General features: G+C 28.8%; 16 protein-coding genes and 1 other annotated feature. Of the genes, 1 reads left to right on the top strand and 15 read right to left on the bottom strand.

The window, feature by feature from the left end:
• Positions 1–32: 32 nt before the first annotated feature.
• Positions 33–1,010, top strand: coding sequence for an alpha/beta hydrolase fold domain-containing protein (locus ACQPUY_RS00080; RefSeq protein ID WP_430838817.1), 978 nt, complete (start codon positions 33–35; stop codon positions 1,008–1,010).
• A gap of 23 nt (positions 1,011–1,033) precedes the next feature.
• On the opposite strand, the gene pyrE is transcribed toward ACQPUY_RS00080, so the two are convergent.
• The 15 genes from pyrE to ACQPUY_RS00005 form a co-directional block, all read right to left on the bottom strand.
• On the bottom strand, positions 1,034–1,714 hold the full coding sequence (gene pyrE / locus ACQPUY_RS00075; protein ID WP_430838816.1) for an orotate phosphoribosyltransferase: 681 nt from the start codon (positions 1,712–1,714) through the stop codon (positions 1,034–1,036).
• Between the two features lie 163 nt (positions 1,715–1,877).
• Positions 1,878–2,300, bottom strand: a complete 423-nt coding sequence (locus ACQPUY_RS00070; protein ID WP_430838815.1) for a hypothetical protein — start codon at positions 2,298–2,300, stop codon at positions 1,878–1,880.
• A 131-nt stretch (positions 2,301–2,431) separates the two neighbouring features.
• A complete protein-coding gene (locus ACQPUY_RS00065; RefSeq protein ID WP_430838814.1) occupies positions 2,432–3,898 on the bottom strand; it encodes a glutamate synthase subunit beta in 1,467 nt (488 codons plus the stop codon).
• Complete coding sequence (gene gltB / locus ACQPUY_RS00060; protein ID WP_430838813.1) at positions 3,898–8,436, bottom strand: glutamate synthase large subunit; 4,539 nt, start codon at positions 8,434–8,436, stop codon at positions 3,898–3,900. The genes ACQPUY_RS00065 and gltB overlap by 1 nt, the downstream gene beginning before the upstream one ends.
• Before the next feature lie 69 nt (positions 8,437–8,505).
• Positions 8,506–9,063, bottom strand: a complete 558-nt coding sequence (locus ACQPUY_RS00055) for an ANTAR domain-containing response regulator (protein ID WP_430838812.1) — start codon at positions 9,061–9,063, stop codon at positions 8,506–8,508.
• Between the two features lie 25 nt (positions 9,064–9,088).
• Positions 9,089–10,420 carry a type I glutamate--ammonia ligase gene (gene glnA / locus ACQPUY_RS00050; protein ID WP_430838811.1) on the bottom strand — a complete coding sequence of 444 codons (1,332 nt, stop codon included), beginning with the start codon at positions 10,418–10,420 and terminating at the stop codon, positions 9,089–9,091.
• A gap of 201 nt (positions 10,421–10,621) precedes the next feature.
• A complete protein-coding gene (locus ACQPUY_RS00045) occupies positions 10,622–11,791 on the bottom strand; it encodes an aminotransferase class I/II-fold pyridoxal phosphate-dependent enzyme (protein WP_430838810.1) in 1,170 nt (389 codons plus the stop codon).
• Positions 11,788–12,270: an Lrp/AsnC family transcriptional regulator gene (locus ACQPUY_RS00040; protein ID WP_430838809.1), complete on the bottom strand. Its 483-nt coding sequence runs from the start codon at positions 12,268–12,270 to the stop codon at positions 11,788–11,790. Before ACQPUY_RS00040 ends, ACQPUY_RS00045 begins: the two co-directional genes overlap by 4 nt.
• A gap of 78 nt (positions 12,271–12,348) precedes the next feature.
• Positions 12,349–12,599 (bottom strand) — a binding site (T-box leader).
• 98 nt (positions 12,600–12,697) lie between these two features.
• On the bottom strand, positions 12,698–14,068 hold the full coding sequence (gene miaB / locus ACQPUY_RS00035; RefSeq protein ID WP_430838808.1) for a tRNA (N6-isopentenyl adenosine(37)-C2)-methylthiotransferase MiaB: 1,371 nt from the start codon (positions 14,066–14,068) through the stop codon (positions 12,698–12,700).
• 330 nt (positions 14,069–14,398) lie between these two features.
• A complete protein-coding gene (locus ACQPUY_RS00030; protein WP_430838807.1) occupies positions 14,399–14,902 on the bottom strand; it encodes an FxLYD domain-containing protein in 504 nt (167 codons plus the stop codon).
• 487 nt (positions 14,903–15,389) lie between these two features.
• Positions 15,390–16,874 (bottom strand): NlpC/P60 family protein, encoded by a 1,485-nt coding sequence (locus ACQPUY_RS00025; RefSeq protein WP_430838806.1) that lies wholly within the window; start codon positions 16,872–16,874, stop codon positions 15,390–15,392.
• A gap of 117 nt (positions 16,875–16,991) precedes the next feature.
• The gene (locus tag ACQPUY_RS00020; RefSeq protein ID WP_430838805.1) at positions 16,992–17,903 is read right to left on the bottom strand and encodes an N-acetylmuramoyl-L-alanine amidase; all 912 of its coding nucleotides are present in this window, start codon (positions 17,901–17,903) and stop codon (positions 16,992–16,994) included.
• 52 nt (positions 17,904–17,955) lie between these two features.
• Positions 17,956–18,162, bottom strand: coding sequence for a hypothetical protein (locus ACQPUY_RS00015; protein WP_430838804.1), 207 nt, complete (start codon positions 18,160–18,162; stop codon positions 17,956–17,958).
• A complete protein-coding gene (locus ACQPUY_RS00010) occupies positions 18,155–18,424 on the bottom strand; it encodes a hypothetical protein (protein WP_430838803.1) in 270 nt (89 codons plus the stop codon). Before ACQPUY_RS00010 ends, ACQPUY_RS00015 begins: the two co-directional genes overlap by 8 nt.
• 43 nt (positions 18,425–18,467) lie before the next feature.
• On the bottom strand, positions 18,468–18,656 hold the full coding sequence (locus ACQPUY_RS00005; RefSeq protein WP_430838802.1) for a hypothetical protein: 189 nt from the start codon (positions 18,654–18,656) through the stop codon (positions 18,468–18,470).
• Positions 18,657–18,753 lie beyond the last annotated feature (97 nt).

Below are 18,753 nucleotides of genomic sequence, written 5' to 3'. Positions count from 1 at the left end.
ACTATAAATATTAAATATAAGGAGTTGATTATTTGAAGAAAGTACTTAAAGTTTTTACCATTTTTATTACATCAATCCTATTAACTACATTAGGTATAATTCTTTATTTTAAAGATTCCTTAACAATAGCTTATAATGTTTATATAGAATTAAAAAATTCTAATAAATCAATCGAAACATTAGCACAACTAACTAACTACTATGTAACTAATACTATGGATGTTAGAGGGTTAAAATATAAAGAATCTAAATCTAATGATGTTTTTTTAGATATATATAGATCAGAAATAGAAAATGAACCTTCACAAGTCATTTTATACATACATGGTGGTAGTTGGATATATGGTGATAATGGAATTCCCATAGGACTAGAACCAGTAATAAAAGCTTTTAATAAAAAAGGATATACAATAGTAAGTGTATCCTATGAACTATTAAAAGAAAATACCCGGATAGAGAATCCAATTAAAGACGTAAAAGATGCAATTAGATGGATATATAAAAATAAAGATACATATAACTTTGATGTTGATAATATTGGAATTTTAGGTATATCATCAGGGGCACATCTAGCACTTATGGCTTCATATTCAGAAGAAGATGACTTTATTGGAGATAAGGAATTAATGAAGTACCCATCTAAAGTAAGTTATATTATAGATGTATTTGGACCTACAGACTTATATAGTCTAGACACATCATCTATAGAGATAGAATATAAATATAAAATTGAAAGCTTGTTAAAATCAACTAAAAGCTTAGATAATTATAGTCCAATTAAATATATAAATAAATCATCACCTAGTACATTAATAATACATAGTAAAACAGATGAAATAGTTCCTTATAAAAATGCTACTAGCCTATATAATGAATTATTAGATAACAGTGTTGAAAGTAAACTACTTACATTAAATTCAGGATCTCATTATTTTAATGGTTATAGTCAAAACGAGATAACTTTATTAGTTTTTGAAGTGTTGAAATTTTTAGATTTTAATAATAAATAAAAGGTGTCTAAAAACAACACCTTTTATTTATATGTAACACCATATTTTTCATAATAAGCTTCTATAGCAGCTTTCATTGAATCATCTATATATACTTTACCATTTAATTCTTTGTTATATAAATACTCTACAACTTCCTTCATTGAAACTATTGAATATGTAGTTATGCCAAAATTCTCCTTAATTTCATCTTGTGCAGACTTTTCAGATTTTCCTTTTTCCATTCTATCTACGGAAATAATAAGTCCTTTAATATCAATATTTCCTTGGGCCTTTAAAATAGGAGTAGTTTCATATATTGATGTACCAGCTGTCATTACATCTTCAACAATTACAACTTTAGTTCCATCACTTAATGCTCCTCCTAATAAAATACCACCTTCCCCATGATCTTTTATTTCTTTTCTGTTAGAGCAATATTCTACATTGATATCATATAATTCATTTAATGAAATTGCCGTTGTAACAGTTAGTGGAATTCCTTTATATGCAGGTCCAAATAATACATCAAAATCCTTTCCAAAATGTTTATTTATAGCTTTGGCATAAAACTCCCCTAATTTCTTTAATTGAGCTCCTGTTGTGTAATTACCTGTGTTTATAAAGAATGGAGTCTTTCTTCCACTTTTAGTAACAAAATCACCAAATCTTAAAACATTACTTTCAACCATAAATTCAATAAATTCTTCTTTATATCTCTCCACAATAAACATTCCTTCCGGTACAAATATTAAACGTAAAAATTATAAAATAATACGTTTAAATAATTTTATCATTTATTTAAAAAAATTACTAATATTTTTTAAAAGAAAAAGCATTAAATTAATTTTAATGCTTTTCTAATAATATGAATATCTAAACCCTAAATTATTCTCTTGCTTCTTTATTAAGCTTATAAAGTTTCTCTCTTTCAGGTAATGTTAATTCTACATTACCTTCTCTTTTCTCTATTAAATTTTCAAGTTCTTTATACTTTTCTTCACCTAATTTGCTTTTAATCACTTCAGATTTAATAGCCTTTAATTCATTTTTTTCTGTAATGGTTAAGAATTCACCATTTTTTACTTTCTCTCTTAAACTAGTAATTTTCTCTTTTTGAGATTCATTAAGATATCCTTCATTTTTAGAGGTCCAAAAGTCATCAAATTTATCTTCCTTATTAAGATCTAAAGAATATTCTTTAAATACCCTAAAAGCATTACCTTTTTGCCTAATTTCATCAGATTTTACTATATTCGAAGTTAATATGGTTGTTGAAACTAAAAAAATTAAAGCAAACTTTTTTATCATCTTTAGCCCTCCCTTTTAGATATTCATATTATTAGTATATGAATATCTAAAAGATTTAAAGGAAGTAAATTTTACTATTCATAAATTCTTTTTACCATTTTTTATTTTTACATTTAATATTTATGAATAATTTAGTCTAGATATTCATTTATACTTTTAGCAGCTTCTAAGCCTTCCCGTATTGCCCAAACTACTAATGATTGACCTCTTCTGGCATCACCACAAGTAAATATCTTTTCTTTATTGGTCTTAAAAGATTTATATTTAGCTTTTATATTTCCTCTATCATCTAAATTTAAATTCAAACTATTACTTATATATTCCTCTGTCCCCAAGAATCCCATAGCAAGTAAGACTATATCCACTTCTATAACTTCTTCACTACCTTCTATTTCTTTAAAGGTAAATCTACCTGATTTATCAGTATACCATTGAACTTTTATAATTTTAGCAGATTTTATATTCCCCATATCATCAGAAATAAATTCCTTAACACTTTTACAATACTTTCTAGGATCTTCACCAAATATTTCAAGTGCTTCTTCTTGTCCATAATCTACTTTTAATGTTCTATTCCATTCTGGCCAAGGATTACTTTCTAATCTTTCATTTGGTAATTGGTTAGTTATTTCTAATTGAATTACAGATTTACACCCTTGTCTTATCGAAGTAGCAACACAATCAGTACCAGTATCTCCACCGCCAATTACTAAAACATTTTTATCTTTACAAGAAATAAATTTTTCATTTTTTAAATTATTTAATAAGTACCTAGTGTTTTCTTTCAAATAATCCACAGCAAAGTAAACTCCATTTAAGTTTCTTCCAGGAATATTTAAATTCCTGGGTTTAGTTGCTCCAGTAGCCAATACTATAGCATCGTATTTATTTAAAACTTCATTTCTAAAATCCTCATCTAAACATATATCATAATTAGTAAAGAAATTGATCCCTTCCTCTTTTAAAATTTCTATTCTTCTATCAACGACTTCCTTATCTAATTTCATATTAGGTATTCCATACATTAATAGTCCACCTATTCTATCTTCTCTTTCATAGACATCGACAGAATATCCATATCTATTTAAATAATAACTACATGATAACCCTGCAGGCCCTGAACCTATTACCGCAACTTTCTTTTCATTTCTATACTTAGGATCATCAGCCTTAAGAAACCCTTCTTCATATGCATTATCAATAATGAATCTTTCATTTTCTTTAATACTAACTGCTGGAGAATTTATTGAGACAGTACAAGCAGATTCACATGGTGCAGGACATACTCTTCCTGTAAACTCTGGAAAAGGATTTGTCTTTAATAATCTGTCTAATGCTAAATTTAAATTATTCTTATATACTAAATCGTTAAACTCAGGTATTAGGTTGTTTAAAGGACAACCTGATGCCATTCCTTTAATAAGTATACCGGATTGACAAAAAGGAATTCCACAATCCATACATCTAGCACCTTGTTCTATTTGCTCATCTTTAGAAAGTAAATTATGAAATTCGTTGTAATGAGTTACTCTTTCAGTTACAGAATCATTTTTTCCCAATTTTCTTTCAAATTCTAAAAATCCAGTTGGTTTTCCCATTACATTACACTCCTTTCATAAAAGGCAGCAAGTAATGCATCATCATGACTTAATCCTTCTTCTCTTTTCTTATCAATTAAAGTTATTATTTTTTTATAATCACTAGGAACTATTTTTTTGAACTGCTTAACTTCTTCACTCCATTTATTTAATATGTTTTTAGCAAGAGTAGACTCAGTTAATTCAACATGCTCTTCTATTAAACCTTTTAGTATGCCCAAATCTTTATCATCTAAAGCTTCAATTCTAATCAATTCCTTATTCAATTTATTATTCAAGGAATTATCTTTATCGAAGACATAAGCTATACCACCACTCATACCTGCTGCAAAATTCAAACCACACTTTCCTAATAATACTACTGTTCCTCCAGTCATATATTCACACCCATGATCTCCTACACCTTCAACTACAGCAGTTGCACCAGAGTTTCTTACAGCAAATCTTTCACCTGCAACTCCATTTATAAATACCTTTCCTGAAGTTGCACCATATAAAGCAACATTCCCAATAATTATATTTTCTTCAGGATTTATATTACAATTTGAAGGATTTTTAACTACAATTTTTCCTCCTGATAATCCTTTTCCTAAATAATCATTACAGTCCCCATCAACTTTTATAGTTATACCTTTAGGAATAAAAGCACCTATACTTTGTCCTCCTGAGCCTGTGCAGTTTAAAATTATAGAATCCTCATCTAATGTGTTAAATCCATATTTTCTAGTAATTTTAGATCCAAGAAGCGTACCTAAAGCTCTATCCGTATTATTTATATTTATACTTATATTTAATGATTCTTCATTATTGAAATATTTATCTACCATCGGTATTAATAAGCTTCTATCTAAAGTATTTGCTTTCTTTTCTTTGTAGTTTTTATTAAATTTATTATTTGCTATAAAAAATCTAGAATCTTGAATTAATAATGAAGATAAGTTAACCTTACTTCTCTTAAATCCTTTTTTACTATCTTTTTCTTTAAGTCTATCAAATCTTCCAACCATTTCATCAACAGTTCTAAACCCTAATTTAGACATATATTCTCTTAATTCTTCTGCAATAAAATACATAAAGTTAATTACATACTCTGGTTTACCTTTGAATCTCTTTCTAAGTTCTTTATTTTGAGTAGCAATTCCAACAGGACATGTATCTAAATTACAAACTCTCATCATTACACAACCTAAAGCTACTAACGGTGCTGTTGCAAAGCCAAATTCTTCAGCACCTAAAAGCGTCGCTATAGCAACATCTCTTCCTGTCATTAATTTACCATCAGCTTCTAATCTAACCCTATCTCTTAATCCATTTAAAATTAATGTTTGATGAGTTTCTGCAAGTCCAAGTTCCCATGGTAATCCCGCACTTTGTATTGAGGTTTTTGGTGATGCTCCAGTTCCTCCATCATGACCTGAAATTAATATTACATTAGCACCAGCCTTTGCAACTCCAGTAGCTACTGTTCCAACTCCAGCTTCAGCAACTAACTTAACAGATATATCAGCTAAATCATTTGATTGTTTTAAATCATAAATAAGTTGTGCTAAATCTTCTATAGAATATATATCATGGTGTGGAGGAGGTGATATTAATCCTACTGCTGTAGTAGCGCCTCTTGTTTTTGCTATCCATGGATATACTTTCTTAGCTGGAAGCTGTCCACCTTCACCAGGTTTAGCACCTTGAGCCATTTTTATTTGTAGCTCAGTTGCATTTATTAAATACTCAGATGTTACCCCAAATCTTCCTGAAGCTATTTGTTTTATAGCAGAACGTTTCCAATCTCCATTTTCATCCGGAATAAATCTCTCACTATCTTCTCCTCCTTCTCCTGTATTAGATTTTCCACCAATTCTATTCATTGCAATAGCTAAAGCTTCATGTGCTTCTTTTGAAATAGAACCATAGGACATTGCACCAGTTTTAAATCTTTTAACTATAGATTCAACACTTTCAACTTCATCTAATGGAATTGGATTGCTTAAAAATTTAAAATCTAATAAGCTTCTTAAAGTAATAAAAGAATCCTCAGCATCAATTAATTTAGTAAATTCCTTATAAGTATCATAATTACCTGTTCTTGTTGCTTGTTGAAGTTTGTATATTGTTAATGGATTATATAAATGCTCTTCCTTTTCTGATCTATATTTATCTTTTCCATTAGAATCCAAAGTGAACTTAAAATTTAAATTACTATCCCTATATGCATTTCTATGTCTTTTTAACACTTCATCCTGAATTTCTTTTAATGAAATTCCTTCAATTCTGCTGATAGTATTAGTAAAATACTTATTTATAACATGTTGATTTATACCTACAGCTTCAAATATTTGTGCCCCTTTATAAGATTGAATAGTTGAGATACCCATCTTAGATATTATCTTCACTAATCCCTTCAATATTGCCTTTTTATATTTTTTTATTAAAATATTGTAATCTTCTTTAAGTAAAAAATCATTTTTTAACTTATAAATTGCTTCATATGCTAAATATGGATTTATTGCAGAAGCTCCAAAACCTATTAAAGTTGCAAAATGGTGGACTTCTCTTGGTTCTCCACTTTCAACTATTAAATCAACTTTACTTCTTAATCCTTTTTTAATTAAATAATGATGGACAGAAGAGATTGCTAAAAGTGAAGGAATAGGTATTAATCTGTCATTAACATTTTTATCGCTTAAAATAATTAAATTATATCCTTCTAATATTGCTTTTTCAGATTTCCTACATAAATTATCTACAGCCATTTCTAAATCATATTCTTCATTAGTTTTTCCATATGAAATTGAAATAGTTTTTACTTTAAAGTGATAATTTTCTATAGTTCTAATTTTTTTCAAATCCTCATTAGATAAAATTGGGGAAGATAACTTAATCTTTTGCTGATTATCTTTTAAGTTACCTAATATATTTCCTGATGATCCAAGATATACTGTTGTTGATATTATTATTTCTTCTCTAATAGCATCTATAGGTGGATTAGTTACTTGAGCAAATAGTTGTTTAAAATAATTAAATAATAATTGTGATTCTTTTGATAATATAGCTAATGGAGTATCAACCCCCATTGAATTTAGAGGTTCTTCACCATTTTCACACATAGGTAAGATTGTATTTTTTAAATCTTCATAAGAATAATTGAATATCTGCAGAAGCTTGTCTCTATTTATATTAAATTTAGCATCATCTATACTATATATAGATAAATCTTCTATACTAATAATATTTTCATTAATCCAATTTAAATATGATTCTTTTGAATAGTATTCTTTTTTAACTTCCTCATTACTTAGTAGTTTCTTATTAATAGTATCAACCAATAAAATCTTTCCTGGAGTTAATCTACCTTTAGATACTATTTCTTCATTTCTTATATCTAAAGCACCAACTTCTGATGATAAAACTAAAGTATTTTCTTTAGTTATATAATATCTAGCAGGCCTTAATCCATTTCTATCTAAAGTTGCTCCCATTACATTACCATCTGAAAATACAATAGCAGCAGGACCATCCCATGGTTCCATCAAAGTGGCATTATATTCGAAGAAAGCTTTTTCTTCCTTTGAAATAAAATTATTTTTTTCCCAAGGCTCCGGAACTAACATCATAATTGCTTCTTCAATACTCTTACCATTCATAATTAGAAATTCCAATGTATTATCTAATATAGCAGAATCTGAACCTTCACTATTTATTATTGGTAATACCTTCTTAAGATCATCACCTAATACATCTGAAGATAAACTACCTTCTCTAGCTAACAAACTATTTATATTGCCTCTTAAAGTATTTATTTCACCGTTATGAATAATATATCTATTAGGATGAGCTCTTTTCCAACTAGGTACAGTATTTGTACTAAATCTTGAGTGTACCATTGTTATTGCTGATTCAACTTTTGCATTAGATAAGTCAATATAAAAGTTTTTAAGTTGTCCTGCTAATAATAAGCCTTTATATACTATTGTCTTTGAAGATAATGATGCTATATATGCATTTTCTGTTACTAATTCTTTTTCAAACCTTCTTCTTATAATATATAATTTTTTTTCAAAATCTCTAAAATCTAATATGCTTGAAGGTTTTTCAATTATAACTTGTTTAAAAGAAGGCATAGATGAAGTAGCAAAATCACCTAAAACTAATTTATTTACCGGTACAGATCTCCAAGCTAATATCTTTAAATTTTCTTCTTCACACAATTTTTCAAATATATTTACACAAGCTTCTCTTTCTAATTTATCTATTGGTAAAAAGAACATCCCAATAGCATAATCGCCTTCCTTTGGAAGAATTACACCAAGTTTTTGAGCTTCTTCCTTAAAAAATCTATGAGGTATTTGGAATAATACACCAGAGCCATCACCAGTTTTACCATCGGCTCCAGTCCCTCCTCTATGCTCTAAATTAATCAATATATTTAGAGCATCTTGAATAGATTTATGAGTTTTATTTCCATCAATATTAACTATAGCTCCAATTCCGCAAGCATCGTGTTCAAAAGAACTTCTATATAAGCCTATATCCTTAAGCATAAAAGTCCTCCTTTCAATAAGTAATTTTTTAAGAGATAATCTTATACTAGCCCAAAGGCTAGTATGAGATTAGTGATTTATTTGATTTAAAATATTCTTTGCATAATCAATCATTTTAAGACCAGCATTCATACTATTCTTTTGAATGTATCTATAAGCTTCTTGTTCAGAAATACTCATTTCTAACATAAGTATCCCTTTAACCTTTTCTATTACTTTTCTTTCATTTATTTTTACTTCTAAATCATTTACTTTTTCTTTAAGTTTTTTAACTCTTTTCTCGCTTTGATAAATAATGTCTAAAGTATTTATTAATAATGAAGTATTTACGGGACTAGAAATACAAAAAATATCCGTTGCTTCTTGTACAAAAGATCTATATGGTTCATTTACTATAGCAAGAAAGCTGCATTCATCCCCAATATTCTCATAAATATCAATTAAATTTATATCTTTAAATTTATATCCACTAATGACTATAGATGGAGAAAACTGTCTTATAGTTCGTATAAGTTCATTACCATATGTGCACATACCTATAACATTGTATCCATTTCCTGTTAATATAGTTTTTATCTTTTGAGAAATTACATCGTTATTTAGTGCAATAATTACATCTATTGCCATTTATATTACTCCCTTACAAGTAAAATTAATATTGATTCAAGTAATTATCTAATTCCCATTGATGCACTTTACTTCTATAATCATCCCATTCTGCCTTCTTAGCCTTAATATAGTTATTGAAAGTGTGTTCACCTAATGTTTTCTTAACTAATTCACTTTCTTCCATACATTTTATAGCTTCTTCTAAGCTTCCAGGTAAACTTTCTATAGCTTCTTCTTTTCTATCTTCTAATGACATCTTGAATATATTCTTTTCAACACTTTCTGGTGGCACTAAATTATTTTTAATTCCATCAAGTCCTGCAGCTAAAAGACATGCTAGTACTAAATATGGATTTGCTGATGGATCTGGACATCTAAGTTCAACTCTTGTTCCATTTCCTCTTGTAGCTGGTACCCTTATTAATGGACTCCTGTTTTTGGCAGACCATGCAATATAAACTGGAGCTTCATATCCTGGAACTAACCTTTTATAAGAATTTACCAGAGGATTAGTTATAGCAGATATTCCCTTAATATGTTTTGTTAATCCTGCAATAAAGCTATAAGCTGTTTTACTTAAGCCTAATTTATCATTTTCATCAACGAAAGCATTTCTTCCATCTTTATTTAATGACATATTAACATGCATTCCTGATCCGTTAATTCCAAAAAATGGCTTAGGCATAAATGTTGCATGAACTCCATGTCTTTGAGCAATTGATTTAACTACTAACTTAAATGTCATTATATTATCTGCAGTAGTTAATGCATCTTCATATTTAAAGTCTATTTCATTTTGTCCAGCTGCAACTTCATGGTGTGATGCTTCAATTTCAAATCCCATATCTTCTAATGCTAATGTAATATCTCTTCTTACATTTTCACCAGCATCTAAAGGGCTTAAATCAAAGTATCCAGCATCATCTTGTGTCTTTAATAATGGTTGTCCATATTCATCTGTATTCAACAAGAAAAATTCACATTCTGGTCCAACATTCATTGAAAATCCTAACGCTTCTGCTTCTTTTAAAACCTTCATCAATATATTTCTAGGATCTCCTTCAAAAGGATCTCCTTCAGGTCTATAGATATCACATATCAATCTAGCAACTTTACCTTGTTGAGGTCTCCATGGAAAAATAACAAAGCTATCTAAGTTAGGTCTTAAATACATATCTGATTCTTCTATTCTAACAAAACCAGAAATTGAAGAACCATCAAACATAATTTGATTGTCTAGTGCCTTTTCTAATTGCTTATTTGTAATAGCAACATTTTTTAATGCCCCAAATATATCAGTAAATTGTAATCTGATAAATTTAACCCCATTTTCTTCTACTAACCTTAATACATCTTCCTTCGAATATTTTGACATAATAACTTCCCCCTTTTATTTATAAAAAAAAGCGCACAATAGAAAACCATCTATTGAACGCCATTGTTCAAAACTTATTTTTTATTATTATATTATTAATTTAATAACTTTGCAACAGTAATTTGGAAAATTTATATAAAAATATATATTTATTGTATTAAAAGACTATCTTTTACGTATTTTCATTATAAAACTATTAATCTAGTTTTTGTGCTTTTGTACAAATTTTTTTATTCTTTTAACAGCTTCTATTAGATCTTCTGTAGAAGAGGCATAACATGCTCTTATAAAGCCTTCTCCACATTCACCAAAAGCATTACCAGGTACAGCTAGTACTTTTTCTTCTATTAATAGTTTTTCACAGAATTCATCTGAAGTTAGACCCGTAGATTTAATGCACGGAAAAACATATAATGCACCTAATGGTTCAAAACATTCTAATCCCATTTCTCTAAATCCTTCAACTAGAATTCTTCGTCTTCTGTTATATTCTCTTGCCATTTCTCTAACACTATCATCACCATTTTTAAGAGCTTCAATAGCAGCATATTGTGCTGTTGTTGGTGAACACATTATTGCATACTGATGTATTTTCTTTAGGGCATCTATTAAGATATGATTCCCACAAACATATCCTAATCTCCATCCTGTCATAGCATAAGCCTTAGAAAAGCCATTAATAACAAGAGTTCTATCTTTAACTTCTTGAAAAGAAGCAATTGAATAATGATCTTTATCATAAGAAAGCTCAGCATAAATTTCATCAGAAAGTATTATAATATCTTTATCTTTAAGCACTTCTACAATTTCACTAAGTTCATCTTTCGTCATAATAGCCCCTGTTGGATTATTAGGAAATGGAATTATAACTACCTTTGTTTTAGGAGTTATAGCCTCTTCTAATAATTTTGCAGTTAGTTTGAATTCATCTTCCTGCCTTAAATTTATTGTTACAGGTGTAGCTCCACAAAAAGTTGCACATCCCTTATATGCTACAAAGCTAGGCTCAGGAATTATAACCTCATCACCAGGCCCTACTAACGCTCTTAAAGCAAGATCTATACCTTCACTACCACCTACGGTTACTAATATTTCATTATTATGGTCATATTTTAAATTAAATCTTCTATTTAAATAATTTGAAATTTCTTTTCTTAACTCAATGAAACCTGCATTAGAAGAATAGTGAGTGTGTCCTTTTTCTAATGAATATATCCCTGCTTCTATCACATTCCATGGAGTAACAAAATCAGGCTCTCCTACTCCAAGAGATATAACATCATCCATTTCATTAATTAAATCAAAATATTTTCTAATTCCAGATGGAGGCATGTTTCTTACGTTACTTAATATCATTTCTTCTAGAATCATATAAATATAGCCTCCCTAGCTTCATTTTTTCTTTCTTTAAATACTCTACCATGGTCTTTATATTTCTTTAAAACAAAGTGAGTTGCAGTTCCAGTTACATATTCTTGAACAGCAAGCTTCTCAGATACAAATAATGCTACTTCCTTCATTGTTTTTCCTTCAACTATTACAGTTAAGTCAAACCCGCCAGAAGACATTAAATAACAAGCTTTTACTTCATTAAATTTATATATTCTTTCTGCTACTTTATCAAATCCAACACCTCTTTGAGGAGTTATTTTAACTTCTATCAAAGCTGTTACAGTTTCTTTCCCTGTATTTTCCCAATTAATTAGAGTTGTGTATCCAGCAATAATATTTTTTTCTTCATAATCTCTTATTGCGTCTCTAACTTCCTCTACAGTTTTGCCAGTCATTGTAGCTATTTCTTCATCCTTATACCTACTATTTTTTTCTAAAACTTCTAAGATTTCATCCATTATAAATACCTCCATATATATAGTTATCCAGGTGATTATTTATTATTAAATAACAAAATAAGTCCTTCGTCCCTAACAAAAAGGGACGAAGGACGAAGCTTCCGCGGTACCACCCTAATAAGTAAAATAAATTACTCACTCAGTATGAATATAAATATATTCATTTCTCTTTAACGGGAGAAAACCGTCAATACCTAATTAAGATTAATCTTATTTTTCAATATGAGATTCAAAGGCTGCTTTTATTTAACGTCCCATACTAAACTTTCACCTTGCTTTAGCTCTCTTTAATGTTTAGTTAAATTACTTTTCCTTATCACAATCTTTATTAATATTACTTTTTTCCATTATAATAATAAAATTAAAAATATTCAATAGGTTTTAATATAAAAGTTATTTTATTTTAATAAATAGTAAAATTTTTGAATTACTCTACCTCTCCAACAAGTGAGAATGGTTGTGCTCTTACTATTTTTACATTTACTAAGTCACCTGGTTTTACATCTTCACCTGAGAAGTTAACTAGCTTTCCATTTCTAGTTCTACCAGTAAATTTACTTTCATCATTTTTACTTGGACCTTCAGTTAATACTTCTACAGTTTTTCCTTCAAACTCTTTATTTTTTCTTATTACACTTTCATTTACTGCTTTTATTAATCTATCAAATCTATGATGTTTATCTTCATCTGGAACTTGATTTAACATCATATCAGCTGGTGTATTATTTCTTCTTGAGTAAATAAAAGTAAATGCTGAATCATATTGAACCTTATTAACTAAATCTAATGTATCTAAGAAATCTTCTTCAGTTTCTCCTGGAAACCCTACTATTATATCTGTAGTTATAGATACTCCCGGAATTTCTTTCTTTATAAGTTCAACTAATTCTAAGTAAGACTCCTTAGTATAATGTCTATTCATTTTCTTTAATATTCTATTAGACCCACTTTGAACTGGAAGATGAACTTGCTCACATAACTTATCACACTCTTTGATGGCCATTATAACATCCTTAGTTAAATCCTTTGGATGAGGAGTCATAAATCTAATTCTTTCTAATCCTTCAACTTCATTTATTTTTCTTAAAAGTTTAGCAAAGTCTATATCTTCTTCTAAGCCTTTACCATAAGAGTTAACATTTTGTCCTAGAAGCGTTATTTCTTTATATCCCTTAGATACTAAATCTTTAATTTCATTTATTATATCTTCAGACTTTCTACTTCTCTCTCTTCCTCTTACATATGGAACTATGCAATAAGTACAGAAATTATTACAACCATACATTATTGTAACAAAGGCTTTTACTGAGCTTTCTCTATCTATAGGCACACCTTCTATTATTTCTGTTTCCTTATTAAATATTTCTTTAACTTGAACCCCTTCAGTTCTTACTCTATTTAAATACTCAGGAAATTTATAAGCATTATGTGTTCCAAATATTATGTTAACGTGTGGAAATTTACTAAGTATCTTATCTGCCATTCCTTCTTGTTGCATCATACAACCACAAACTGCTACAATTAAATCAGGATTTTTCTTTTTTAAGTGCTTTAATTCTCCTAAGTTACCAAATACCTTGTTTTCTGCATTTTCTCTAACACAACAAGTATTATATATTATTATTCCAGCTTCATTTAAATTATCTGTCTTACTATATCCTATACTTTTAAGCATACCAGATAACTTTTCAGAATCTTCTTCATTCATCTGACATCCCCAAGTTTGAATACAGAAGAGTTTTTTTTCACCTTTTGCTTTTAACTCTTCAATCGATTTATTATCAAATTCTTTAAACATGTATATTCCTCCATAAATAAAATTTAACACAAACAAGTATATCAAATTATTTTTCTAATTTGTAGATTTTTTATGCAAAACCTCTAACAAAACTTTTAAAAACTCTTTTTCCTCACTATTCATGTGACTTCATCCCCCTTGCTTAAACGTAAATAATCATATCAAAATTCATAAAAATTATACCAAACAAATGTTCTGTATTCAACCTATTTTTTCCTTAAAATCCTATTACTTATATAGTAATATACAATAAAAAGCTAGATACCTAATTGTTGGTACCTAGCTTTTCTTATCTTATAAATTAATTAGTTATATATTGTTTTTATAATCTTAGAATCCTGTTATTTCAGCTAATTTGTAAGATGCTATTTCACCATCAACATCAATTCCCATAGCTTTGAACTTCCAAGTTCCATCTGCTTCAAGATTATTTATATTATCCAAAGCTGTTCCTATTTGATTTCCTTCAGCATCATATAAATTAAAAGTTACTTGAACATAACTACAATCTTTACCACTATTATTTTTTATAACACCTTTTAAGTAAGTTGCAAATTGATCTGTCTCTGTTTCTACTTCCCCAACTAATTCAAACTTTTCCTTCTTTGCTGTAGAATTTTCTACTTGTCCAGTTTCAGTTGTTCCACTATTTGGCGTAGTAGAATTACCACCACCTGCTGCATTTATTGCTCCAACTAGTATCAAAAGTACTATAACTATAAACCATACTCTTTTGTATATTGGTTTTTTATTTTTTGCTCCACATCCTGGACAAACTTTAGCACTCGATGCTATTTCTTTAGAGCAAGATTTACATTGTATCATTTTTTTCATTTATTATTCCCCCTAAAAACAAAATATTCGCTTATGATAATAAAAGATTTTCTTTATTCCTTCAAGCCTTTCGACAAACACTCTATTATTATTATATAATTCGACAACTTATAATATCTTATTACAACTTTATTTGTTATTAATTTACTAATTCTAATATGTATAAAACATAATATTACTGTCTATAATTAAACTAATAAGTTAATATTATTAAAATCAGTATTCAAAACATTTTATTCACCAAAAAATAACACCTAACAAAAGCGTAAAAGTTAGGTGTTATTTTCGTTTTATGTGGATTTTTTTATAGGTAATACTTATTAATCATATATTGAGTGTGGCTTAATAAACTTACTAGTTTTATATGATTATTAACAAGTATTACTAATTATATTTTATTTACTGATACAATTGTAGTCAATATTTTTATACATTTTTTAACATCATAAAAGCACCTAGATTGTTCTGGGTGCTTTTGTTATATTTATTATAAAATTCTTCTACCTTCAACAAAATTATAAATATTAGAAATTTTAACAACATCCCCTTCATCTGGTGAATGTATCATTTGTCCATTTCCAACGTATATTCCCACATGATCATAATTATTCGTAAATACCAAATCACCAACTTGTAAATTTGAATATGATACAGATATTCCTTTATATCTTTGAGTATAAGTAGTTCTTGATATATCAATTCCAGTTGCTTCTCTATATACGTATTGTGTTAATCCCGAACAATCAAATCCACTTGGTGTAGTTCCACCCCATAAATAAGGAACTCCAAGGTGTTTCTTAGCTTCTGCCACAACTCGTTCACCTTTTGTTTGTGATTGTACAACAGTTCCATCATACATGGCAATCAATCTTGTAGTTTGTCCATCAAATTTACCTACTGCAACTCTTCCAATTACTCTTTCTGCTTCATAATTGCTAATTACTCCATGCCTTACAGAAGAAAAATTATTATTTGATTGTAACTCCCATGTAAATACACCAGTTTCATTATTAGCATAGTCATATAGAGCAATTATTTTGTCTTTAGTTCCATTTTTATTATGTGTAGCTACTACTTTATCTGTTATTTTAGATGCATCAAAGTCCGATGTATACCATTTCTCTATTCCAGCATAATTATTATTCTCATAATTTAAAGTCCATATTTTTGTAGTAGCATTTCCATAATCATAGAACATTGCTACTTCATCTTTTCCATCTCCATTAAAATCTCCTGCCACAGTTTTCCCTTTAATTTTGCTCGCATTATAAGTTTTACTCTCCCAAGCTTTTCTACTTGTAAGTTTTCCATCTGAACCCATTTTTATTTCAAACATTCCAGTAACATTATTTTCATAATCATAGAATAATAGAATTTCATCTTTCCCATCTCCATCAAAATCTCCTGCTACCATTGCTGCCATATGATCTGCATCAACCCCAGTAGCTTTCCATACTGAATTAGCAGAAAACTTTTGTGTATTATTATCTAATGAAAATTGAAACATTGTAGCTGTAGTATCATAGTGATAATATAGTGCCATTATCTCATCTTTCCCATTACCATCAAAATCTCCTGATACAACTCTACCTGTTATGCTTGGAGCATAAAAGTTTCCTGTCTCAGACACCCATGGTGTACTATAAGAATAACTTCCTCCATTTTCGGAAAGCATATGAATTCTAGTATTATTACTACCATAATCATAAAATGCTACCATCTCGTCCTTGCCATCTCCATTAAAATCCCCTGTTGTCATTCTATCAGTAACTTTTTCCGGAGTGTAGCTTGTAATATTTTGTGTCCATAAATCTGCTGTACTATTAAAATTATTTATGTCCCATGAGTTTATTTTTACCTTACCATCTCCACCTGCATTATATGCCTTCGCTTCTTTCACTAAAAAAGCAGATGAAAAAATTGCTGTAATCATCATTATTGTCAAAAATCTTTTTAATTTTTTATTAATCATTTTACCACCCCTTCATTCACATATTACCATATTATGTAAATAAAGTAAATATTTATTATTTTGCTAAAATAAAAAAGCCTAGTAAGCAAGGATATTCCTTACCTACTAGGCTTAAATTTATCTATTAGTTACTGCATTCTTTCTTATATAAACATTTTGTCCTTCTATATTTAATATATAATAAGCAGATACTTCTTGTGTAGCTGTTATCATTTCTCCTTTATAGAAAGGCTTAACTTCTTTAGCAAAAGCCCTACATGTTTGTACAGTAACTTTTAATGTAGCTCTTCTATAGCGTGAATCAGATTCTCCTATAACTTTAACATTTTCTTTTTCTACCCAACAACGCTTACCATCTAATTCTATAGCATAGGCCCATTGGTTTTCTGCGTCTGCAGTAAGCAAATCTCCTTTAGCGTAAACTTTAACTTGTTCTGTATAAGACATAGCATCAGAAATCATTTTTAAAGGTAATGGAAATTGACTAACTTCTACTTTTTTATTTGCTATTGCTTCTGCTATAGACTTTCCAATAGCATCTGGACCTAACTTTTTATATAAAGCAACATCTTCGGTAGCTTCTACAAAACATACTTCTACTATTATACTAGGCATTTTCGTAGCCTTTAATTCATATAGTTCTGTAGAAGTTTTAACTCCTCTATTTTTAAAACCTAAAGCTCCTATAGTATTTACTATTCTTTGTGCATATTCTTCATCATTATAATTATCATTTTTGCTATATACCCAAGTTTCTGTTCCTATCGCACCAGTGTAGCTATTATAAGCTTTATTGAAATGTATAGATATAAATAAATCTGCTCCCCAGTTATTAGCTTTATTTACTCCATAAATTAAATCAGAATCTGAATCTATATCCCCTGGAGTAGCATCTAATACCTCATAACCTAATTCTTTTAAATATTTAATAACACTATCTTTAACTTTTCTATCTTCTGTTGTTTCATCTATTAATGCACTCGCTCCTTTTGCTAGGAAGTTATGTCCTCCTCTTACTGCTATTTTCATATTATCATTCCTTCTTTCATTAATTAATTTTTATAAAATAAAAGAAGCAAGATTACTCCTGCTCCTTGGCTGATTTAACTGTACTCTTTACTGTAGATTGTCCAAAGTAAAAAGATACTATCATTATCGCTACTGTAGTAAATTGCTCTGTACTTATTACTTCTCTAGCACTAAGAATACAAAATACTGTTATAACAATTAATGCTATAATCTTTTTAACTTCTATTAAACTTGTTAATTTAGTTACTAGTTTACTCATTTCTATTCCCTTCTTTCTCTTTTAAAACTTTATCTAATTTAAAATCCATAGAGTTTACTTTAACATCCATGTGATCTACTTTCTTTACTAAGTTCTCCGTTAAAATTCTATTGCTTGTACTTAGCTCCTCATTTGTTTTAGTAACTCTATCCAGTGTCATTTCAATTCTTGGCCATATCTTCTTATACATAAACCATATAAGTAAAATACATAGAGCTACTGGGAATACAAAGGTATTAAATAACCCTGTTATTTCATTCATTTTGCACCTCCTTCTTTCTTTATTTTTTGATATAAAAAAGAGACTAGATTTCTCTAATCTCTAAAACATCTTTCTCTATTAATTTATCTGTTTCTTTATATTCTCTTTCACTTCCTAAAGGGTCTATTGCTTCCGAATACATTACACCATCTCGTTCTATATATAAACCCTCGCTAGAGTAATTGTAAGCATATTGTACTCCGTTAATTTCTTTTATTTCTTTTACAACCATTCTATATACCTCCTGCTATATCTGGATAATCTTCTATTGCTCTAAATTGTGTTGCATATGTAACCCAGTTTGTTGCTGTTTTATATTGTTCTATTAA

The organism is Clostridium nigeriense (assembly GCF_050585245.1).
GTDB lineage: Bacteria > Bacillota > Clostridia > Clostridiales > Clostridiaceae > Clostridium > Clostridium nigeriense_A.
Note: the sequence above shows the minus strand (reverse complement) of the source record. Positions and strands in the feature narration are given on the sequence as shown.